Annotated in this window: 14 protein-coding genes; 4 read left to right on the top strand and 10 right to left on the bottom strand. The window is 64.3% G+C overall.

Annotation, left to right across the window (positions count from 1 at the left end):
- Nucleotides 1-622 precede the first annotated feature (622 nt).
- Nucleotides 623-3475, top strand: a complete 2853-nt coding sequence (locus H6718_17340; protein MCB9587167.1) for a sigma 54-interacting transcriptional regulator — start codon at nucleotides 623-625, stop codon at nucleotides 3473-3475.
- Between the two features lie 57 nt (nucleotides 3476-3532).
- Here H6718_17340 and H6718_17345 read toward each other — a convergent pair whose 3' ends face one another.
- Nucleotides 3533-4498 carry a hypothetical protein gene (locus tag H6718_17345; protein MCB9587168.1) on the bottom strand — a complete coding sequence of 322 codons (966 nt, stop codon included), beginning with the start codon at nucleotides 4496-4498 and terminating at the stop codon, nucleotides 3533-3535.
- Between the two features lie 202 nt (nucleotides 4499-4700).
- On the opposite strand from H6718_17345, the gene H6718_17350 reads away from it, so the two are divergent.
- Complete coding sequence (locus tag H6718_17350) at nucleotides 4701-6035, top strand: hypothetical protein (GenBank protein ID MCB9587169.1); 1335 nt, start codon at nucleotides 4701-4703, stop codon at nucleotides 6033-6035.
- Nucleotides 6036-6076: 41 nt separating this feature from the next.
- Here the strand turns inward: H6718_17350 and H6718_17355 are convergent, their stop codons facing one another.
- A complete protein-coding gene (locus H6718_17355; GenBank protein ID MCB9587170.1) occupies nucleotides 6077-7612 on the bottom strand; it encodes a DUF362 domain-containing protein in 1536 nt (511 codons plus the stop codon).
- 120 nt (nucleotides 7613-7732) lie between these two features.
- On the opposite strand from H6718_17355, the gene H6718_17360 reads away from it, so the two are divergent.
- Nucleotides 7733-8824, top strand: coding sequence for a hypothetical protein (locus H6718_17360; protein MCB9587171.1), 1092 nt, complete (start codon nucleotides 7733-7735; stop codon nucleotides 8822-8824).
- A gap of 248 nt (nucleotides 8825-9072) precedes the next feature.
- Here the strand turns inward: H6718_17360 and H6718_17365 are convergent, their stop codons facing one another.
- The 8 genes from H6718_17365 to H6718_17400 all read right to left on the bottom strand — a co-directional run bounded on the left by H6718_17365 (nucleotide 9073) and on the right by H6718_17400 (nucleotide 17775).
- Nucleotides 9073-10518: an NADH:flavin oxidoreductase gene (locus H6718_17365; protein ID MCB9587172.1), complete on the bottom strand. Its 1446-nt coding sequence runs from the start codon at nucleotides 10516-10518 to the stop codon at nucleotides 9073-9075.
- A 10-nt stretch (nucleotides 10519-10528) separates the two neighbouring features.
- A complete protein-coding gene (locus H6718_17370) occupies nucleotides 10529-11686 on the bottom strand; it encodes an acyl-CoA dehydrogenase family protein (GenBank protein ID MCB9587173.1) in 1158 nt (385 codons plus the stop codon).
- A gap of 30 nt (nucleotides 11687-11716) precedes the next feature.
- Complete coding sequence (locus H6718_17375) at nucleotides 11717-12523, bottom strand: enoyl-CoA hydratase family protein (protein MCB9587174.1); 807 nt, start codon at nucleotides 12521-12523, stop codon at nucleotides 11717-11719.
- Between the two features lie 27 nt (nucleotides 12524-12550).
- On the bottom strand, nucleotides 12551-13015 hold the full coding sequence (locus H6718_17380) for a MarR family transcriptional regulator (protein ID MCB9587175.1): 465 nt from the start codon (nucleotides 13013-13015) through the stop codon (nucleotides 12551-12553).
- Complete coding sequence (locus H6718_17385) at nucleotides 13012-13416, bottom strand: RidA family protein (GenBank protein MCB9587176.1); 405 nt, start codon at nucleotides 13414-13416, stop codon at nucleotides 13012-13014. Before H6718_17385 ends, H6718_17380 begins: the two co-directional genes overlap by 4 nt.
- A complete protein-coding gene (locus H6718_17390; protein ID MCB9587177.1) occupies nucleotides 13413-14210 on the bottom strand; it encodes an SDR family oxidoreductase in 798 nt (265 codons plus the stop codon). The genes H6718_17385 and H6718_17390 overlap by 4 nt, the downstream gene beginning before the upstream one ends.
- 308 nt (nucleotides 14211-14518) lie before the next feature.
- Nucleotides 14519-16603 carry a hypothetical protein gene (locus H6718_17395; protein ID MCB9587178.1) on the bottom strand — a complete coding sequence of 695 codons (2085 nt, stop codon included), beginning with the start codon at nucleotides 16601-16603 and terminating at the stop codon, nucleotides 14519-14521.
- A gap of 401 nt (nucleotides 16604-17004) precedes the next feature.
- Nucleotides 17005-17775, bottom strand: a complete 771-nt coding sequence (locus H6718_17400) for a creatininase family protein (GenBank protein MCB9587179.1) — start codon at nucleotides 17773-17775, stop codon at nucleotides 17005-17007.
- Between the two features lie 151 nt (nucleotides 17776-17926).
- On the opposite strand from H6718_17400, the gene H6718_17405 reads away from it, so the two are divergent.
- Nucleotides 17927-19306, top strand: coding sequence for a cardiolipin synthase (locus tag H6718_17405; GenBank protein MCB9587180.1), 1380 nt, complete (start codon nucleotides 17927-17929; stop codon nucleotides 19304-19306).
- The last annotated feature ends 37 nt before the right edge of the window (nucleotides 19307-19343 follow it).

Genomic DNA, 19343 nt, shown 5'->3' on the forward strand with positions numbered 1-19343 from the left:
GAGAAACGGGGCGCCGCACCCAAACGCTCCGGTCACGGATCGACGCGGCTTGGCCGGCGCGCTGATCTCGCGGGGCGGCCTCCCAGCGGGTATTCGAAGATCAACGCGCGCTTGGTGGTGAGGCCCGCGCCTGAGTATTACGGCAGCGCTCACTATTGAAACGCGGAAAGCCGTCGAGCTTTTCCGTGGGAGAACGCCGAACCACACTAGCAGGTGACAGGCGACAGGCGCAGGAGACAGGCGCAGGAGACTCATGGCAACTGACTGACCGAACGGTCTGTACACCTAACGCGCGCGGGACCGCTGCAAGAAGCAGCTCACTGAGATCATGCCGTCTGCGCCGTCGGAACAACTCTGCGCCGTCGGAACAACTCTGCGCCGTCGGAACAACTCTGCGCCGTCGGAACAACTCTGCGCCGTCGGAACAACTCTGCGCCGTCGGAACGACTCTGCGCCGGGACGACTCTGCGCCGTCGGAACAACTCTGCGCCGTCGGGACAACTCTGCGCCGGGACGACTCTGCGCCGTCGGAACGACTCTGCGCCGTCGGGTCTGTACCCGCGTGTCTATCTAATGAGGGTGACCCAGGTCGGGTTGAGTCTGTGATAGATTCTAGGGTCACATGCCCGTAGACGCGCTGAGTCGCGCGCAGATCGCCTGGTTGTCGGGTAACGACAACGACGCGGAGCTGCTGCTCATGCAGGAGCGCGAGGCTGCGGTGCAGTCCGGATCGCGAGAGCGACTCACGGATGTGGATCTCGCGACGGCCCGCTTCGCTCTGGCGATCGATGACGACGAGCGAGTCGAGCTCAGGTTGTTGGGGCTAGCGCTCGATCAAGCCACAGCGGACCAGCAATGGGAAGCTTGGGCCTGTGCGTCGCGCCTCAAGCGTCGCGGGCGCGGCAGCCGCCTACCGGAACCGAGCGTGCCGCCTCAGAGTATTGCCGTGGGGAATCGTGTGGCGCTTGAGGTGATCCGTTGTGAGCTGGATGCTCAAGCGGTTGCGGCTGCGCGCGCTTTGGTCGAGCAAGCCAGACCGCGCTTCGACACGTCACCAGAACCCAAGCTAGCGTTCCTGCGCGTGGACTTGCAGGTGCTGCTTGCGGCGGGCGAACTCCCTCGGGCGCGTGCCGTGCTGCTCGAGGCGCTGGAACTCAGCCGCAAGCTGAAGTTTCGCCGAATCGAGGGCCGTCTTCTCGTTCTGTACGCTCTGGAGATCGCGCCCCACCTCGACGATGAAGCACATCCAGCGCTTTGGCTCGGACGTGCCCAGTCCTGCATGGCGGAGTTCGCCACCTTTCGGGATCGCGCCGCGCTGCGCTCTGGATTCCGCCAGTTCGGACGCCGACTACCCGACTCCGCGTTGGCTTCCGGTGTGGCCGCGAGGGTCGACGCTTTGGAAGGTGCGGCTGCAGCCTTACGTGGCGTCGTGGTGAGCACCAGCGATGTGCTGCGCGACGTCCTTGGTGGAGCCGAGGCCGATGATCGCACGGCGAAGCTGGTGAAGCACGCGACCAGCCGCAGCGCAGAACGGGTTGGTCGGGCGCTGCGGGTGATCGAACAAGTCGGCAGTGATCTGACGGAGCTCATCGGGGTGGCTCTTGCGGATCGAGATCGCATGCAGCGCCTGACTCAGGCGCTCGCGGCTTTGGATAGTGAGCGCACCCTCGAGGCCTACGCCACGTCTGCTGCTCGAGTGCTTGGCGGACTACTCGACGCGGATCGCGTGGTGATTGCGCTTGCCGACGAGGCGGGCGGCGAGCCTCGATTGCTTGGCTACAACGGCGCGGCGGAGCCAGAGGAACTCCCCGACTGGCGTCGTGAGCTCGCACCGATCCTGAAGCAAGCGCCGAGCCTCTCGGAACCTGCCGTCAAACCCCTCTCGAAGACGCGGGCGGAGAGCGCACCGTACGGTCCCCGACTCACGCTTCCCGTGAGGGCCCCGGCGTTGGTTGGGGCACTGTACGTCGACAAGATCCCTCGCAACGGTACGTTCAGAGACTCGGATTATCACCTGGCCAGCGTATTTGCCGAGGCCGTGGCTCAAGCGCTGAGTCGGGTGCTATCGGAGCAGGCACGCGAGCGCGCGAGAGATGAACTGGCGGCGGTGGTCGGCGCGCTCAAAGAAGGCGTGCTCTCACTGGATCCTCGGGGAACTGTAAAGAGCGCGAATCCCGCCGCGGCGCGCCTTCTTCAGCGCTCCCTTACCGCCCTTCCGGGCTCGCCGCTGGCGGAGGTTGCGCCAGTGCTGGCTGACTTGACCACCGCCGGCGAGGAAGTCGAGGGGAGGGTGGTCACGGTGGACAGCCGTCAGGTCGTGGTAACGCTGCGAGAGATCGCGCCGGCCGCAGACGCTCAAGCGGGCTGGGTGATGACGCTCATGGGGCTGGAACAAGCTCAGCGCATGGCGATTCGCGTGACCTCCGCGGGCGCTCGGCGTTCCTTCGAAGACATCGTTGGCCGCTCTGCGAGCCTGACCGAGGCACTCGACATGGCTCGCCGTGCGGCGCGAGTCAACGCGAACATCCTCATTACCGGGGAGAGCGGTACGGGCAAGGAGGTCCTTGCGCAGGCGATACATACCTCGAGTCCACGGGGAAATGAGCCGTTCATCGGGATCAACTGCGCTGCGTTACCTCGCGATTTGCTCGAGGCAGAGCTGTTCGGCTACGAGCGAGGTGCATTCACCGGGGCCCGTCGTGAGGGAGCGGCGGGCAAGTTCGAGCAAGCGGGAGCAGGCACTATTTTGCTCGACGAGATCGGCGACATGCCCCTCGACATGCAGGTGAAGATGTTGCGCGTGCTGCAAGAGCGGGTGGTGGTTCGACTTGGAGGCGCGACGGAGCGGCCCGTGCCCTGCCGCGTGATCGCCACGACTCATCGCGACCTCGATGACGCGGTCGCTGCTGGGAGGTTTCGTGCCGACTTGCTGTTCCGCTTGCGGGTGATTCACCTGCAGATGCCCCCGCTGCGGGAGCGCAGCGATGATATTCCCGCTCTCGTGGAGAAGTTCCTTGCGGATACAGCTGAAGCTCAAGGGCGCCCCAAGATCAGCATCAGCGCGGAGCTGCAGAACGAGCTGAAGGCATACTGCTGGCCGGGGAACGTGCGCGAGCTAGCGAACGTCGTCGAGCGCGAGGTCAGCTTGCTCGACGCGGACTCAACCGTCATTGATGAGCTACAAGTTCCCCTCGAAGGGACGCGCATGTCGGCCTTGCCGGAGCCGCCATCGAGCCGTCGCAGCATCCCCCCGAGCGAGACTCGTGACTCGGTGATCCCTTTGGCGGATGTCGAACGGCGCGTCTTCCTCGACGCCCTACGCGCGTTTGAAGGCAGCGTGTCCCGTGCGGCCAAGGCGCTGAAAGTCTCCAAGGTGACGTTCTACTCCAAGCTCAAGCGCTGGGGCGTGGACCCCAAGCGGCACTCCGATCCCGGACCGGAGTCTACCGCGGAGCCCGGCACCGACATCCACTGAGCGTCGCTTCCCTACGGCACAGCTATACAGGGCGACGCCCTCGCGCCGTCGAGGGGCTCAGCGCTCCATCTTGAAAAAGTAGATGGGCTGATGCTCGCCCTCGCTGACCGTGTAGTAGCCGGATCCGTCTGGAGCGAAACCGATCGCCTCACCCTGGGGTTCCGTTGCGAGAGGCACCGAACACGGAGGCTTCGTGAGCGCGTCGCTGATGCTTTCGCCTGGGCCTCGCGGAAAGAAGAATGCCTGCGTGTAGGTCTTCAAGAGCAACGCGCTGCCGTCGGCTGCGATATCACCGGCTGTTGAGCGGGGAGCCCCGCGCGCTCCGGTGTCCGGAAACTGCAACAGCTTGACCAGCTCGAGCTCTTCAGTGAGCTGCGTATCGAGTGGGGCTCTGGCGCGATAAACGCCGGAGTCACCCAACGCGCTCTTGGTCACGATGTATAAATCGCCGTCCCGCGGATCAACGAACAACGTCTCGGCGTCGTGGACCAAGTGTCCGGGGTAACTCAGTCGGATAGCTTCGACGCCACCGAGGTCGAGGTCCTCATTGTGGTGCGTAGGGACCTTCGGTTCAGGCACCCGGTACACCGTGATGACCTCTCGCGGTTGGCTGTTGGTTCCACTATCGGCCACGTAGAGGTAGTCCGTATCTGCCTTGGGTCCTGGACCGATCGCCATGTCCTCCCAATCGATGCAGTCACAGCCTGTGAGGTGATAGCTCGCGACGCTCTCGCCGTCGGGGTTCACGGCATACAGAACGGCAGCGTTCCCAGAGTCGTTGTGGATCCAAAGGATGGGCTTCTGGCGCCGACTTGCTGCCAGGCCCGAGGCCTCGATGAGCTGCGAGTTCGCGATCTTTCCCACACGCGCCGCCGGGGCCACGCGAGGGCAAGTCGAGCTACCCTGGGTCGCAATCATCACGGGCGCCTGCGTGGTGTGGTGACGCTCCGAGGGCGTGTCTCCCTGGCACTGGCTACAACCAATGCTCAGCGCCGAGGCACCGATCAGCCAGCGAAGCCGCATCCTTCAGTTCTAGTGTCAGACGCCAGACGTGTGAGCGAAAATGCACCGCCATCGGACCTCCGTAGGAGGTCGGCGGTGGGGCAACTCTGCAAGCCACGACTCGACGCGTATACTGAATAGACCTCCAGGTTCGCGGCCAGCTGCCGATCAGGCAGACATGGCCAAGCATCGGTTTCGAGCGTGGGCGGTCCTAACCGCTTGCATGCTCCTAGGGGCTGCAGCGCCGACCCAGGCGGCTGAGCCCGACGTCGTCGCGGGTGAGATCACCCGCGACGGCACACACCTTCGCGCAGGAAGCGCGGGGGCAACCTACGCCTTCCCAGGCGGAACCTCCGTCGAGTTCAGCGCTGGCGCCGAGTTCATTCTTGGTCCCGCCATGCCTCTGCAGCTCGGTCCGTCAGGTAGCGTGCCGAGCCGCACGTTTCTCATGCGATCGGGGCGCGCAAGCGTGCGTGTCCCTCGCGGCGCTACCGCCGTGCGCATCCAGGTGCAGACCGGGGTCGCGACGATTCAGCACTATGGAAACGCGGTGGTCGGCGCGCGCTCTGGGCGGATGCTCCTTTCCGCGCAAACCGGTCGAACCTTGTTTTCACAGGGAAACGGTTGGCGTGAGCTCGCGGTGGGGGCGCGCAAGGTGTTCTCTCGGGAGCAGCCGGCGGGCCAGGCAGTGGCAGTGCTCTCGGCGGTCAAGCTCGAAGCGCCGCGCCCGCAGCTCGTCTTGAGCGGCGAGCACTCTGGGCAGCGGGTGAGCTGGGAGCCGGTCGCCGGCGCTGTCGGCTACGATGTTCAGCTCTGGCAGGCGGGTAAGCGCGTCTACGAAGAGCAGGTTTCGGCTACGCAGTTCACCCCGAAGCTGCGTGTGGGGCAGTACGAGCTGCGGGTGACCGCGCTGGATGCATGGGGACTGCCCGGCGCACCTCACCCCCCGATCCAGCTGCGCGCCATTGGCGCTCAGTTGCCGCAAGGTGCCAGCATGCGCTGGGACGGCCGTATTGCGCTGTTTCCTGGACAGAAGGTGCGTCTTGCTGGCGTCAACGGCATGCAGGTCACCTACGGGAAGCTCTCGCGTTTCTTCGGGGAAGCGCCAGACGAGATGGGCCTCTCCGCGGGGCGGGCGGTGTACGTGCGCTTGCGCGAGAAAGAGGGCGCGCCGGAGCTGGCCTTTGAGTTAATCCCAAACGAGGTCTCAGCGGACGTCCAGATTGGACCCTCGGGAGCTACGTGGCCCAAAGACCGACTGGTGGTCGCGGTCAAGCTCGCCGACCCGGCAGGGCTCTCTGAGAAGTATCACCCCGTGCCCATCGTCACAGTGGATGGTCGTCGGCTCAAGCTGCGCTTCAAGCGCAAGGGCGACCGCATGTGGGCGTACATTCCGCGACCTGGGTTTCGCGGAAAGGATCACGGTGGTCCCTGGGTAGTCCGCGCGGAAGTGCGTGACCCTGGAGGACGAACTCTGGGGCGCGACTTCCTGGAGGTCGCGCCTTCAGCCAAGAAAACACGCCGAACTGCCTCCTCGGGGAAACGTTCGGCGTTCTGAGAAGAACGGTAGGCGGCGGGCTGGCCCCGCCGCGTATTCCGCTACTCCGCGTCGTCCGGAGCAGGCCTGGTAACCTCGGGCTTCGCTGCGCCGCGAGAGGAAGGGCCGTGCTTCTGATAGCGATGGCCCTTGAGTTTTTTCATCGCCATGGTGGAACGCCACATCAGGTAGTGCTTGGTGTTCTCGATGGCGTTGTCTGGATCGAGGAACGGGCTCTTCAACCCGCCAAGCTCCACCAACGCGAGCACCTGCTCGGCGACGCTCACGGGGCAGCCTTCGAAGCGCACATACTGTTCGTTGGCCGAGGCTTTGATCTTGCGCATCGTGGAGAAGCTCTTCACGTAGATGTCGTCCGCCTTGGCGGTGTAGGGGTCCTTCGTCGAGCGGTCTTGATACTTGCTGCGGATCTGGACCAGCTTGCCGTCGAGGTCGCCTTGCCACTTCACGCAGTCGCCCATGAAGATCACCTTCTCGCCGGGTTTCGCGTCGATGGGCCCGTCATAAGCGCCAAAGACCACGTGCATGCGCGGCATCTTCTCGTCGCACTTCTCGTCGAAGAGCCGCAGGATCTCGATCGCCTCTTCGATGGCGCCGGGGCAGCCACCCCAGCAGTAGTCGGTGTGCTCGGTCTCCGGCGGGGGCCCTGCGTACGCAGTGATGTTGGTGCCCTCGAAGTACTTTTCCACCCGGATTAGACCGCTCTTGAAGTTCTCACCGCGGCCCTTGGCCTCTTCAAGTGTCACGTCGCCGCTGATCTCGATTTGGTCGAGATCCATGGGGCCAAAGCCGCGCTCCGCCGTGAAGCGGATGTGATCGACGGTGGTGGGGTCGATGCCGATGATGTTGCAGCACACCGAGTCGAACGCCACCTGATTGTTGCCCATGATGATCAAGTTCAGATCGTAGGGGATGGGCGTCAGCATGCGCCCCTCTCCGGCGGTGATGGCGTCGATGGCAATGAACTGCGGCTGCACGATGTACTGCAGATCGGCGATCTTCTCGTTCAGCCGGTGGTCGTGATCGATCAGTCGATGCCGATCGTCCTGAATGCCGATGTACGCCTTCACGGAGAAGGTGACCGTGGTCCACGGGTGCGCCTTGAACTTCGGACAGTTCACGAAGAAGTCAGCCATGGCGACGGGCTCTGGAGTGAACAGGTAGTCGCGCAGACGCTCGGGGTGGGAGAGCGGGATCTCCACCTGCGGCTCCTCCTCGAAGAAGTAGCGCTTGAGGCCCAGTCGCTCGATCATCGGATTGAAGCCGGCGCCCTCGAAGGCTGCGCGGCTCGGGATGGTGATGCCGCAGCGCTCACCAATGGCCATCTCCGTGACACGACCGTTGTTGCGGTCCATCAACGCCTTCATCACGCCCTCGGCAAATTCCACGCGGGTATGAGCGTTCTCGAAGAGTGGTCCCGACGCCACCAAGTTCGGCTTCATCAACGTGCGACCAAACGGGCGCAGGTCGAGCTCCTCGAGTCCTTCACGCACGATCTGGCGGATGCGCTCCGGGTCGTAGCTATCGCAGTGGCGGATGATGACGCGCGCTTTCTGTGTCGGGTGCGCAGGCTGAGACATGGCGACTCCTCAGGTAGATAAGGCCTTCGAGCTGGCGAGAGCCTAACAGGTTTCTGGCCGCATGGTCGGTTTTGAGGCTGACCATCGACGTCCCCCGGTTGATTGGTAGGATGCGCCGTCGTGGCAAGCCTCGCAATCAAGCTCGGAGTAACACTCTCGACGCTGCTTTTGGCGGCGGGTTGCCGTGGGAACGGGCACGCTGAGGAGCGGCCCCCGAGCCGGCCGGAGCAGGAGAGCAGCCCCAAGAGTGATTCCGAGCAGAAGGCCGATGCGACTCAGAAGCCGGGCAAGGAGCTCACCGTCCAGGGCAAGCACGAGCTTCCGGTTAAATTCCCTGCGGTAAAACCAGAGTTCGAGGTCGGGCAACGCGTGCTGGCCGTGCCGCAGAACTGGCTAGAGACTGCGCTCGAAGTTGGTGTGGAGCAGCAAGTCATCTCGCTCTACGACGCCCGCGTCACGGCGCTGGGCGCGGAGAAGAGCGAGGTGAAGAGCCTGAGCGGTGCGCTTTGGTCGCTACCCAACGCGGTGATCGTCCCGTTGCCCGCGGCGGCCAAAGTCAAGCTCGGCGACCTGGTGCTGACTCATTGGCCCCAAGGTGGCAGTTGGATGCGCGCAGTGGTCGTCGACGCCGCAGCCGACGCGACCAAGGCGCGCTTGCTCGACGTTGCGACGAACGAACCCGCAGGTTGGGGCAAGCGGGTCCTCGAGCTCGAGCAGGGCAGCTTCGTGCCTCTGAGCAAGCCGGGGCAGAGCGGCACCACCGCGGCCTGTAAAGTGGGCACCGCTTGGCGTCGCTTCTTGGTCATTCAGAGCGACGCGGACAACGTGCTCGCACTGGGCTTTGCCGGCAAGCTAAGCAGCCTCCCCAAAACCGCTTGCCGCTTCCTGGCCCTCGCGCCAAAGGCCACCCCGGGGGCGTCCGTTTGGGTTCCGTGGGGGAACAAGTATCTGCCCGCGACGGTTCGTTCTGCGGGGGAGGAGGGGGGGAGGACACCCGCCCCAACCGACAACGAGCCCCCGGCGCAGGCTGAGGCAAAGGGCGGTGCCGCTCCACCGGCGCCGTCCCAGGCTCCAGTCGCCGCGAGTCCCTCTGCCGACGCCGCTGGGCGCGGCGTGGACGCACCCGGTCGCATCCAAGTCGAGCTCCAGGTGCCTCCGCGCCTCACCCTACAAGTCCCGCAGCTCGACCTCGCTACCGAGCTACCTGATTAGTTCGGGAAAGGAAGCGAACCGCCAAGAGCGCCAAGGACGCCAATCTTTGGGGCGTGCGGTGTTCATGACCTCGAGGCGCCCTCCGCGTTGATGCACGCGGTGCTCGCACTCAATCTCTCGTTCCTAAAACGCGGGTCCGAGTCGCTTGCTGGAGCTATCCCTGAGCCTTGGCGCTCTTGGCGTCCTTGGCGGTCAACCCAACCAGTGAGCGGGACCGAGCCGCCCCTACGCGACGAGACTCGCAGGCTCTATGACCATGGCGGAGCCACCAGGCGGCGGCGTCCGTCTGGGGTGCGCGATTCGTCGGCGTTCAAGTCTTGGTGGTCCCAGAGCTTGCACGTCACGGGTTTGTGCATCTGGTCGAGCGCCTCGCAGTAGTTGGTGAACTCGCAGCGCCGCACTTCGTTGCCCCGCCCCAGAGACACCTTCAAGAACCAGTCGGGGTCCGCGAGGCTTTGCCGTGCGGCAGCGACGATGTCTGCCTGTTCGGTTCGCAAGATCTCTTCGGCTTGTTCGAAGGAGTGAATCCCCCCGCACACCACGACCGGAGTCTGATGACCGGCACTGCGCACCGCCTGACGTACGCGCGCAGTGTCCGCGATGTTGCGACCAAAGGGACCGCGCTGATCAGAGTACACGCTGGGCATGCACTCGTAGCCGCTCTGTCCGGTGTATGGGTAGGCGGCGTGCCCCACTTTGGGTTGCTTGGCGTCTTCGAAGCGACCGCCCCGGGACAGCGACAGGAAGTCCATGCCCGCCGCGGCGAAGCGTGTCCCGAAGTAGCAGGCATCGTCCACTCGACTACCACCTGCGACGATATCATCCGTAAGGAAACGAGCACCGACGCAGAAGTCACTGCCAACGGCCGCTCGCACCGCGCCGTACACCTCGAGGGGAAGTCGTGCGCGCTGCTCTCGTGGACCGCCGTACCCGTCACCTCGGGTATTCAATGCCGAAAGAAAGGAACTCATCGTGTAGGCGTGGGCGTAGTGGAGCTCCACACCGTCGAAGCCGGCGAGCTTCGCGCGCTCCGCGGCGCTCGCGAATAGCTCTGGTAGTTGCCGCGGCAACTCGCGGATGTGCTCGAGGTGCACGTCGGTGACGCGCTCCCGATAGCCCTGGCGTAGCTCCTCCAGCGCACGCGCTGGCAGGACGGCTGCTAGCTCTTCGTCGTTCATCGCCAGCAGGCGCTCTCGCGCCAGAGCGTCGTCTCCTGGTGCGAGCCCGAGGCGCTCGAGCAGGGCCGCGTCTAGCTGGAGGAAGCGCGAGAGGTACTTTGAAGGTTCGACGCGGCGACGGATCGCCAAAAAGTCGATCAGCTGAATGAAGAGGCGCGTGCGCCCATTGCTGGCTCCGCGCACAGCCTCGGCGATCTTTGAAAGCCCATCGATGTAGCGCTCGTGGCCAATGCGCAGCAGCGGACCGCTCGGCACATCGCGGATCCCGGTGGCCTCTACCACGATCGCCCCGGGTCGCCCCGCCGCGAAGCGCCGGTACCAGTCGATGACGGCTGGTGTCACTTCGCCGCCTTCGGTGGCTCGCCAGGGCACCATCGCGGGGACCCAGGTGCGCTGTTCCAGCTGTACCGGTCCCAGAGTGATTGGGCTGAACCAGCGTGATTGCCGTGCGGATTCACTGTCCGGCCAGCTCACGAGCGGGAGCTGCACCTTGCGCGCGTTCGGGGGCTTCCACATCGGAGAGAGCTCAGCGAGCTCGGCTCTGGAAAGCTTTGAGCCAACCCCGAGCGATCACCAGATGCTGCACCTCGCTCGTGCCTTCGTAGATGCGCAGCGGGCGAATAGCCCGGTACAGCTGGTCGACGACGCTCTCTGCGAGCACGCCACGTCCACCGAAGATCTGCACAGCGTCGTCGATGATGCGTTGCGCGCTTTCCGTCGCGTGGAGCTTCGCCATCGCGCAAGGCAGAGACACCCGGCCGCCTTGAGTGTCCTTCTCGTGCGCTGCGCGGTAGATCAACAGGCGCGAAGCGCTGAGCTCCGTGACCATGCGCGCGAGCTTTGCCTGAATCAACTGCAGGTCCGCGATGGGCGCGCCGAATTGCTTTCGGCTAAGCGACCATGCGGTGGCCTCTTCGAGGGCGCGGGTGGCCATCCCAGCGGCAGCCGCGGCGACTGTGGTGCGCAGGCTGTCGAGGGTCGCCATGCCGAGCTTGAAGCCGCCCCCGCGCTCACCCACCATGGCGTCTTCAGGGACTTCGACATCATCAAAGAACAGCTCGCCCAGCGGATGCGGGTTGCTGAGGATCTGCGCTTTCTCGAAGAGCAGCCCCGGCGCATCCTTGGGCACCACGAAGCAGCTGATGCCGCGATGTCCGGCTTCTGGATCGGTGCTGGCGAAGACGGAGTAGAAATCTGCGATCCCCGCGTTGCTGATCAGCGTCTTGTGGCCGTGGAGCTTCCAGCCGCTGCGCGTCTTCTTGGCGCGGGTGCCGAGGCTCGCCACATCAGAGCCGGCGTCGGGTTCGGTCATCGCAAAGCCAGCCATCAGCTGGCCGCTCACGGCCCCGGCGACGTACTCGTCCTTCTGCTTCTGGTTCCCTGCGGAGGCGATGGGGGTGCTGCCCAGGCACTGGAGCGCGTAGATGTCGTCAGCCAGCGGGCTCTGGAACGCCAGCGCTTCGCGCACCAGGCAGCACGCGCGTAGGTCCAACGGGTGGGCGTGCTTGACGAGCCCAGCTTCGCCCAACGCATGGACGATGCTGCGCGCCTGGTGGCGGGCGTCGTGGTCGTCCTTCGGGTGTCCCATCGGCGCGAGCACCTGCTTCGCGAAGGCTTGCGCCGCTTCGGCCACGGCGGTGTGGTGAGGCTCGAGGAAAGGAGCCACGCTATCTAGGTCGATCATCGGCGTCCTTTGGCGCTAGGGAGTTATTGCCTAGCGGAAACGGGCTTCGCGCTTCTGGGTGAAGGCCTCGTAGGCCTCGCGAAAGTCTGGGTGCTGCATGCACACCGCCTGGGCTTCGGCTTCGGTCTGGAGCGCCGTCTTGAGGTCCATATCCGCCTCGCGATTGAGCAGGTGCTTGGTCATGCGCAGTCCAAACGCCGGACCCTTGGCGAGCTTGGCGGCGAAGGCTCGAGCCTCTGGCAGCACTTGGTCCACGCCGACGACGCGGTTGTAGAGACCGATGCGCAGGGCGTCTTCGGGGGAGACGAAGTCACCGGTCATCAAGAGCTCCGTCGCGCGTCCGAAGCCGATCAACTTGGGCAAGAGCCACGCGATCCCCATATCAGCGCCCGACAGCCCGACCTTGACGAACAGGAAGGCGATCTTCGCTTTGTCCGACGCGATGCGGATGTCGCTCGCCGCGGCAATCACCGCGCCTGCTCCGGCGACGGTGCCGTTCAGTGCGGCAACGATGGGCTTTTGACACTCGCGCATCGCAGCGATGAGCTCACAGGTGAGCTCCGTGAACTCCAGCAGGCCTTGAAAGTCGCGCTCGAATAGCGCGCCGATGATGTCTTCCACGTCGCCGCCGGAGCAGAACGCGCGACCAGCGCCGGTGATCACGATCGCTCGTACCGCGCTTTCATGGTGCAGACTGCGGAACGTCTCCCCTAGCTCTTTGTAGATCTCGAAGGTGAGTGCGTTCAGGCGGTCGGGGCGATCCAGGGTGATCGTCGCTACCTTCGACTCCGCGTCGAAGTCCAGCTTGAAGCTCTTGGGGGAGAGGCTCAGAGTCATCGCTCGCTTACCATTTCTCGGTCGGCTTCACTCGGGGAGAGGCTCAGCGTCGTCTTGGGTTTCTAGGCTGTGGCGCAGGCGGTCCAAGGCCGTCGAGAGCTTGTGGCGCTCGGTATCGGCCAGGCTGCTGAAGATCTCGTTCAGCCAATCCTCGTGGCGTTGCACCTCGCGCTTGGCGAGGCGCTTGCCTTTGGCCGTCAGCTTCAACACGCGCACTCGCTTGTCATCTGGGAGGGCAGTGCGCGTGACCAGCTCGCGCGCCTCGAGTCGGTCGACGATCCCGGTAAGGTTCCCCGCGGTAACAAGGAGGACTCGAGAGAGTTCAGTGGAGGTCATGCCCTGCGGGTGACGCAAGAGCTGCGCCAGCACGTCGAACTGAGGCAGCGTGGTCTCGCTCTGGGCAACTCGACGTCGCACCTCCCGCATCACGAGACCGTGGCACTTCACCAGGCGGATCCACACGCCGGCGGCTTGTTTCGCTTCGTTCGTCATGGCACCACCGCCGTCGCTTCGATTTCCACCATCGCGCCCGGCTCGAGCAGGCCCTTGACCTCGAGCAGCGCCATCGCTGGGTAGTGGCGGCCCATCAGTTCGCGGTAGCTCGCGCCGATCCCTTTTAGATCCGCGAGGTAAAGCTGCTTGTCAGTGACGTAGATGGTCAGCCGCGCGATGTGCTCCGGCTGTCCGCCGGCGGCGCGCACCACCGTGACCACGTTTGAGAGCGCTTGAGCGAACTGCAGCGCGAAGTCCTCCGAGACGATCTTTTGATTCTCGTCCCATCCGATTTGCCCCGCGACGAACAACAGGCGTCCGCCCGCGGGCGCTAGCACTCCATTCGCGTAGCCTTTGGGTTCACCCCAGCTCTCGGGGTTGATCGCTTCGAGCTTGCTCATCCGATGAAGCCTCCCGCGTCCATCACGATCGCCTGACCCGTCGTGCCCCCAGCGCGTTCCTCACACAGGTTCGCCACCATGAAGGCCACTTCCTCGGGCTCGATGAGTCGGTGCTGACCCACGGTCGAGAGAATCGCCTTGAGCGACTCGTCCCCCGAGCGCCCGGTCTTCTCGCTAACCCGTGCGATGGACTCGTCTGTCATTTCCGTGTTCACGTATCCGGGGCACACGCAATTCACGGTGACCCCTTTGGCTTTTACTTCCGCTGCAACCGAGCGGCTGAAGCCAAGCACCGCGTGTTTGCTCGCGGTATAAGCTGCAATGTATGGCGTTCCGACGCGCGACGTGACGCTGGCGACGTTGACTACCCGGCCCCAGCGCTGCTCGAGCATCTCTGCGATGAAAGCTCGCGTGCAGAGAAACGGGCCGGTGGCATTCACCGCCATGATCTGCTGCCAGTCTTCGAGAGGCACGCGTTTGATGTCGTGGCTCTTCGCGATACCAGCGTTGTTCACCAAGATGTCGACGCCGCCAAGGCGCTCCCTGGCAAAGTTCGCGAGCGCTCCGACGCTGCCTTCGTCGCTGACGTCACAGCTCGTGGCAAACGCGGTCGCGCCAGTCGAGCGCAGAGCAAGCGCCACTTCCTCTACCTGTGCGAGGTTCCGGGCGGTGACGACGACACTCGCTCCGCGCGCAGCGAGCTCGCGGGCGACCGCTGCGCCAATGCCGCGCCCGCCGCCCGTCACCACCGCGCGTCGACCAGCCAACGCGCCTCCAGCCCCAGGTTCGCTCATACAGATGCTTTAGACTTAAACTATCTGGGCTGCAAGCAAGTCTCGTTGCGGGCCAACTAGCACGATCCCTCGTGCCGCCCTACTTGGCAACCCGTTTAGGCCTAAACCACCCCACAAGCTGGGTGCTGACGCCGCAACGTCCCGTTTTCAGCGCAATCGTTGCGCTTTTTGCATTGGTCAGGCACCCGGAGCGGTTGGGCGCGGAACGATTCCGCGTTTCCCCAGCGGCGCTACCGTCGACTTCAAGGTGCTGGGTGCGAAGCACGGCGGCCGCTTGGAGTGCGGCCGCGCGCGCAGAACCTCCAGCGCTACAGGTCGACTGAGTAGACGAAGGTCGCCTTGGGAGCCCGCAACCAGCGCTCGCGGATCAACTCGAGCAGCGCCTTCACCTGGCCGTCCTTGTCCACGTAGGCTGCTTTCAGCTTGTTGGCGCCGTTGACGTCGCCCTTGGCTTTGATCCGCGCGACCTCTTTGAGTAGCGCCTCGGCGGCCTTGGGGAACTTCTCCAAGTCGAGCTGGATGCAGCCGGTGTCCGTTCCGTTCGCGGCCTTTTGGTCGGGCAGCCAGGCTCCGCCGCCCTTTTCCAGGAGCCAACCGAGTTGAATGGCGGCGAGCTGGCTGTAGGGCTTTGGCTTGGTGCTATCGCCTTCGTACATACCGCGGGAGATGTGGCCGAATGCCCACGCGAGGTCGCGCACGTGAGCTTGGCGTGCGAGCTCCGGGGTGATGAGCTTCTTTTCCGCCAACCAGTCGGTGAAGTAGAGGGCGGCGCTCTGCGCCTTGAGTTCCTCGAGCGTGCTCGCCATGCCTCCGTTGAAGATCTGGCGGTCGGTCTTGCCACGCACCTTGTACTCGTGGGCTGGACCGAGGTTGTGCGCCGCCTCGTGGAGCACGGTGCTCATCAGCATCGGCTCCTGCTCGTCGCTGTATTCCTTCATCGTTTCCGCGCAGAACATGCTCGAGGCGGACTCACGAGCCTGAGCCATGCTGTCGGGATCCTGATACAGGTTGGTCATGGCGACCGTGCGACCGCGACCTTCGTTCGCAACCGGGCCCCAGTTCGGCAGGCTCTGTCCGATGGTCGCGCCGGAAGCGCTGCGGCTGTCCCCAGCGTTCAGCACGATGTCGATGAAGTCGGGTAGGTGAAAGTCTACGTCGCGCGCCTTGTACGGGGCGCCGGCGAGCTTTGCGAGCGCCGCTTCCATGTCTGCCTTCACGGGCCCGAGCTTCTCCTGCCAGCGCAGAGAGCCTTGGTTGATCTTGGCGAAGCTCACGTGGAAGCCGGCCTTGAAGCTGCACGGCTCGAAGTAGACCTCGTCGGGCGCGATACGCAGGTACCACTTCGAGTTCTTCACGTTCATCTTGGCCCACGCTTCGTCAGCGGGTTCCCAGTTGTTGTCCGTGAAGGCCTTCGCCGCGGCCGTCAGGTAGTCCTGAAAGGGCTTCTCGTCGTCGCCGAGCAGGCCGGCAGCGGCGCTCAGCTTCTTGCTGATCTCCTGCATTTCCTGGGCGTAGGCTTCGGTGTACGGGACGGCTTTGAGATCGTCCCCGCTGCCTTGCACGACCGCGAACTGGTAGATCAGCTTTTCGCCGTCTTTGCGCGCCTTGAGCTTGTCGCAGAACTTGGCGTCTTTCTGCAGGGAAGCGGGATACAACCCACTGACCTTGGGCGGCAGACTGGGCACCGCGTTGCAGGCGGCGTCGTTCTCGGTCTTCGGGGCTACGCACCACGGCCCTTGATTGCGGAAGAAGGCCATATGGCTCGCGCTGTCCGCGGGGGGAATCAACTTGTCGAGGCCGTAGGAACCGAGCTGCCTCGCGTGGATCTGCTCGATGAGCTTGGCGGCATCCAGGATGTTGCTCACCAGCGCTTGCTCGGCGGTCCCTGCTTTGCGCAAGTCCGTCTCGATCAGCGTTGGCTTGCCCTGAGACAGCTCTTCGATGATGAGCTCGCGCCGGTGGCGTTCCTTCTCGTCTAGCTCCGAGAACGCCGGCCCGCGTTGCTCGAGGCGCACGAGCTTGCCGTACTCGTCGTTGAAGCGCTCGGTGAACGCGAGTTTGTCTTCTGCGTCTAGCTCGAGCCAGGTGTCGCGATTGCCTTCTCCGTAGCCCCAGAGGATCGCCACCTCATCGGGGTCGACTGCCTTGTTGCCGTTCGCGTCGGCACGCCAGAACAGCGGCAGGTAGCTCTGTGCTGCGAGTGAGTTGAAGCGCTGGCGGGTCAACGCGTCGAGCTTGGGCGCCGGAGGTGGCGCCTCGGTCGGCGTTGGTGCGGGTGACGGCGCGACCTGTGTCGTATCTGGTTTTGCGGGTGAGCAGCCGGCGCTCAGGCTGAGCCCGGCGCACGTCAGCAGGGGAAAGAAAAGCGTGCGAGTGCGGTGAAGGGCGTGCATCGCAGGGGGCTTATCGCTGTCCTCCGCCCAGCGTCAACCAGGTGCTGCACCGCTGGTTTGCTCGCCTGCGCAGTGTTCACGGGAAAGTTCCCGAAGATCTGAAAAAAAGCACGCAACCCCCCAAGCCAGATTGCCTCTCAGGGTCAGACTGGGCGCGTGAGGCGACGCAGAAAGTGTTGCGCGTCGAGGGCGGAAGCGTTTCATCCGCCGCGTTTGCGACTCACACGAAGCTTTTGAAGGCGCGGTGGTGTTTGGGGTGCGCTAGTCCCTACACGCGGGCTACCTGGCCACCGCCGCGCCTTCGCTCTATCTATTGTTTCCTTGGGGATTCAGTTTGGGAGCGGCCTGCGCCTTGTCGGCAAGTGGGTTTGGGGGTGAGGCGCAGCAGGTGCAAGCGTGGGCTAGCCCAGGGCGCCCTGCAGCCGCGCTACCACCGCTTCACACAAGATCTCCGCCAAGGTGTCGATGGTCTGTTCACCCTCTGCAGCGCTCGCCTCTGCGGGGCGCCCGAAATACGCCAGAGGACCGCCAGCTTCCTGGAAGCTCTGCTTGCCTTCGCGGATCGCGACAGACAGGCTCGAAGGATTCGCCGGCAACCCCAGACGGAGCTCTTCTCGTACCAGCTCGGGTGCCCGCGCCATCACGATAGAACCCTCGTACTGCCCGGCGTGGCAGGCTCCGCTCTTGAACTCGTCGCTCAGGCGTAGCGCCCACGGCTTGCGTGTGATGTCCGGAAAGATGATGTCGAGCTTGCCGCCAAGCTGCTCCCGTGCGGCGTACAGCGTGCCGATATGGGTTGGGTCGAGGTGCGCGTTCGCGAGCGCGAGGTAGCGTACGCCGTGGCGCGCAAGGCTGGTCCCCAGGTCGACTAGGAGCGCGGTAGCCGTTTCCGCGCGAATCGAGATCGTACCCGAGAAGTCCCCCGCAAAGTCCGCCACGCTGTAGGCGAAGCTCGGGGCGACTAGCGCGTCGACGTCGTGAGCAGCCAGACGCGTGATGGCGCGCTCTGCCATGGCTTCCGAAATGATGACGTCGGTCCCCAGGGGGAGGTGCGGACCATGAGCCTCCGTCGCGCCCACTGGAAGGACCACCACCAGACGCTGCTTGGGACGTCGTTCTAGCTCCTGGTACGTGAGATCGGCGAGGCGAACGTGCTTGGGGAGGGGCGTCATGGCGCCATCCTCGCTTCGCCCGCTGGCACCTGACAACCGCCATCGTCAGCCAAGCGGGCCGAGCGACGCTCGCTAGCTGTAGCTGCGGCTAACAGAGAGTCGGGTTCGGCGCTTCCCGGGCTTTGGCACATCCCGTGATAGGTTCCCGGCGATGGGAACCATCGGCCTGCTGTTGAGTCACGAGCTGATCTCGCTCCTCGTGCTCGTGCTGTCGGTGGTGCTCATCGGGAGCGTGCTCCATCAGCGCAGGCCCACCGGAAGCGCGTTCGCCTGGGTGCTGGGCATTGTTCTCCTGCCCTACTTTGCGATCCCGCTGTTCTTGATGTTTGGTGGTCGCAAGTTTCGTCAACGGCTCACCAGCAAACGGCTCTTGCATCACCGCTCGTACAGCACGTTGCCTCGAGGATTCGACCCGGCGCCGCCGGAAGCGACGACCCTCACGTGGCTCCAAAGTGGCGAGTCGGCGTATGCGGAGTTCCTTCGGCGGATCCAGGACGCTAAGCAGAGCATCCGCATCCTGACGTTCGTGCTCGGTGACGACGCCACCGGTCGAGCGTTGGTTCACGCCCTCACCGAGCGGGTTCGCGCTGGGGTCGACGTGAGGCTACTAGTCGATGACCTGCTCTTCTTCCGAGTTCCAAAGCGCGAGCTCAGGGCATTCGAAGCGGCGGGTGGCCATGTGGCGCGTTTCATGCCCCTCTGGCACTGGCCATTTCGCGGCCAAGCCAATCTGCGCAATCACCGAAAGATTGCGCTCTTCGACGGCGAGATCGCCATCGTCGGCGGGATGAACCTGGCGGATGAATACATGGGCGCGGAGCCTAGCGCCGCGCGGTGGCGTGACCTGAGCGTCGCCGTTACCGGGCCATGTGTGGGCCAGCTCGACAAAATTTTCCGTGCGGATTGGGAGTTCGCGGCGCGTGAAGAGTTGGAGGAGGCCCCGCCAGAGACAGATTCGGGCACCGTCGCGCGTAGCGTGGACGTCGTCCCGAGCGGGCCTGATCTGCGTGGAGACCCGATCTACGATGCCTTTCTTGAGCTGTTCTTTCGTGCCGAAGAACGCATCTGGATAGCGACTCCATATTTTTCACCGGATGACAGCTTGCTCAAGGCCCTTGAAATCGCAGTGCGGCGTGGTGTGGACGTGCGCGTCGTGGTGCCCCAGCGCTCGAACCATCCTCTGGCGGATCGCATCGCAGGTCCCTACCTGCGCCAACTCGAGCAGTCGGGCGTATCCATTTGGCGCTTCGGCGCCTCTGACGTTCCAAAGGGTGCGCTGCCAAGAATGCTCCACGCGAAGGCGGTCCTGATCGATTCCGAGCTTGCCATCGTCGGCTCGGCGAACCTCGATATGCGGAGCCTGCTGTGGAACTACGAAGTTTCCTTGTTTGCCCGTCGCGCACACGATGCGCAGGTGCTCTCAGCCTGGTTTCACGAAACTTTTGCAGCCTGCGCACAGGGCGCCCCTAAACCCGCGTGGCTCGTGCGCCGGTTCGAAGACGGGGTCCGGTTGCTAGCGCCATTGGCGTAGTGTTCTTAACTCGGAGCTTGTGTTTCGGCGTCTCGGA

Source organism: Polyangiaceae bacterium (genome assembly GCA_020633205.1).
Lineage (GTDB): Bacteria > Myxococcota_A > Polyangia > Polyangiales > Polyangiaceae > JAHBVY01.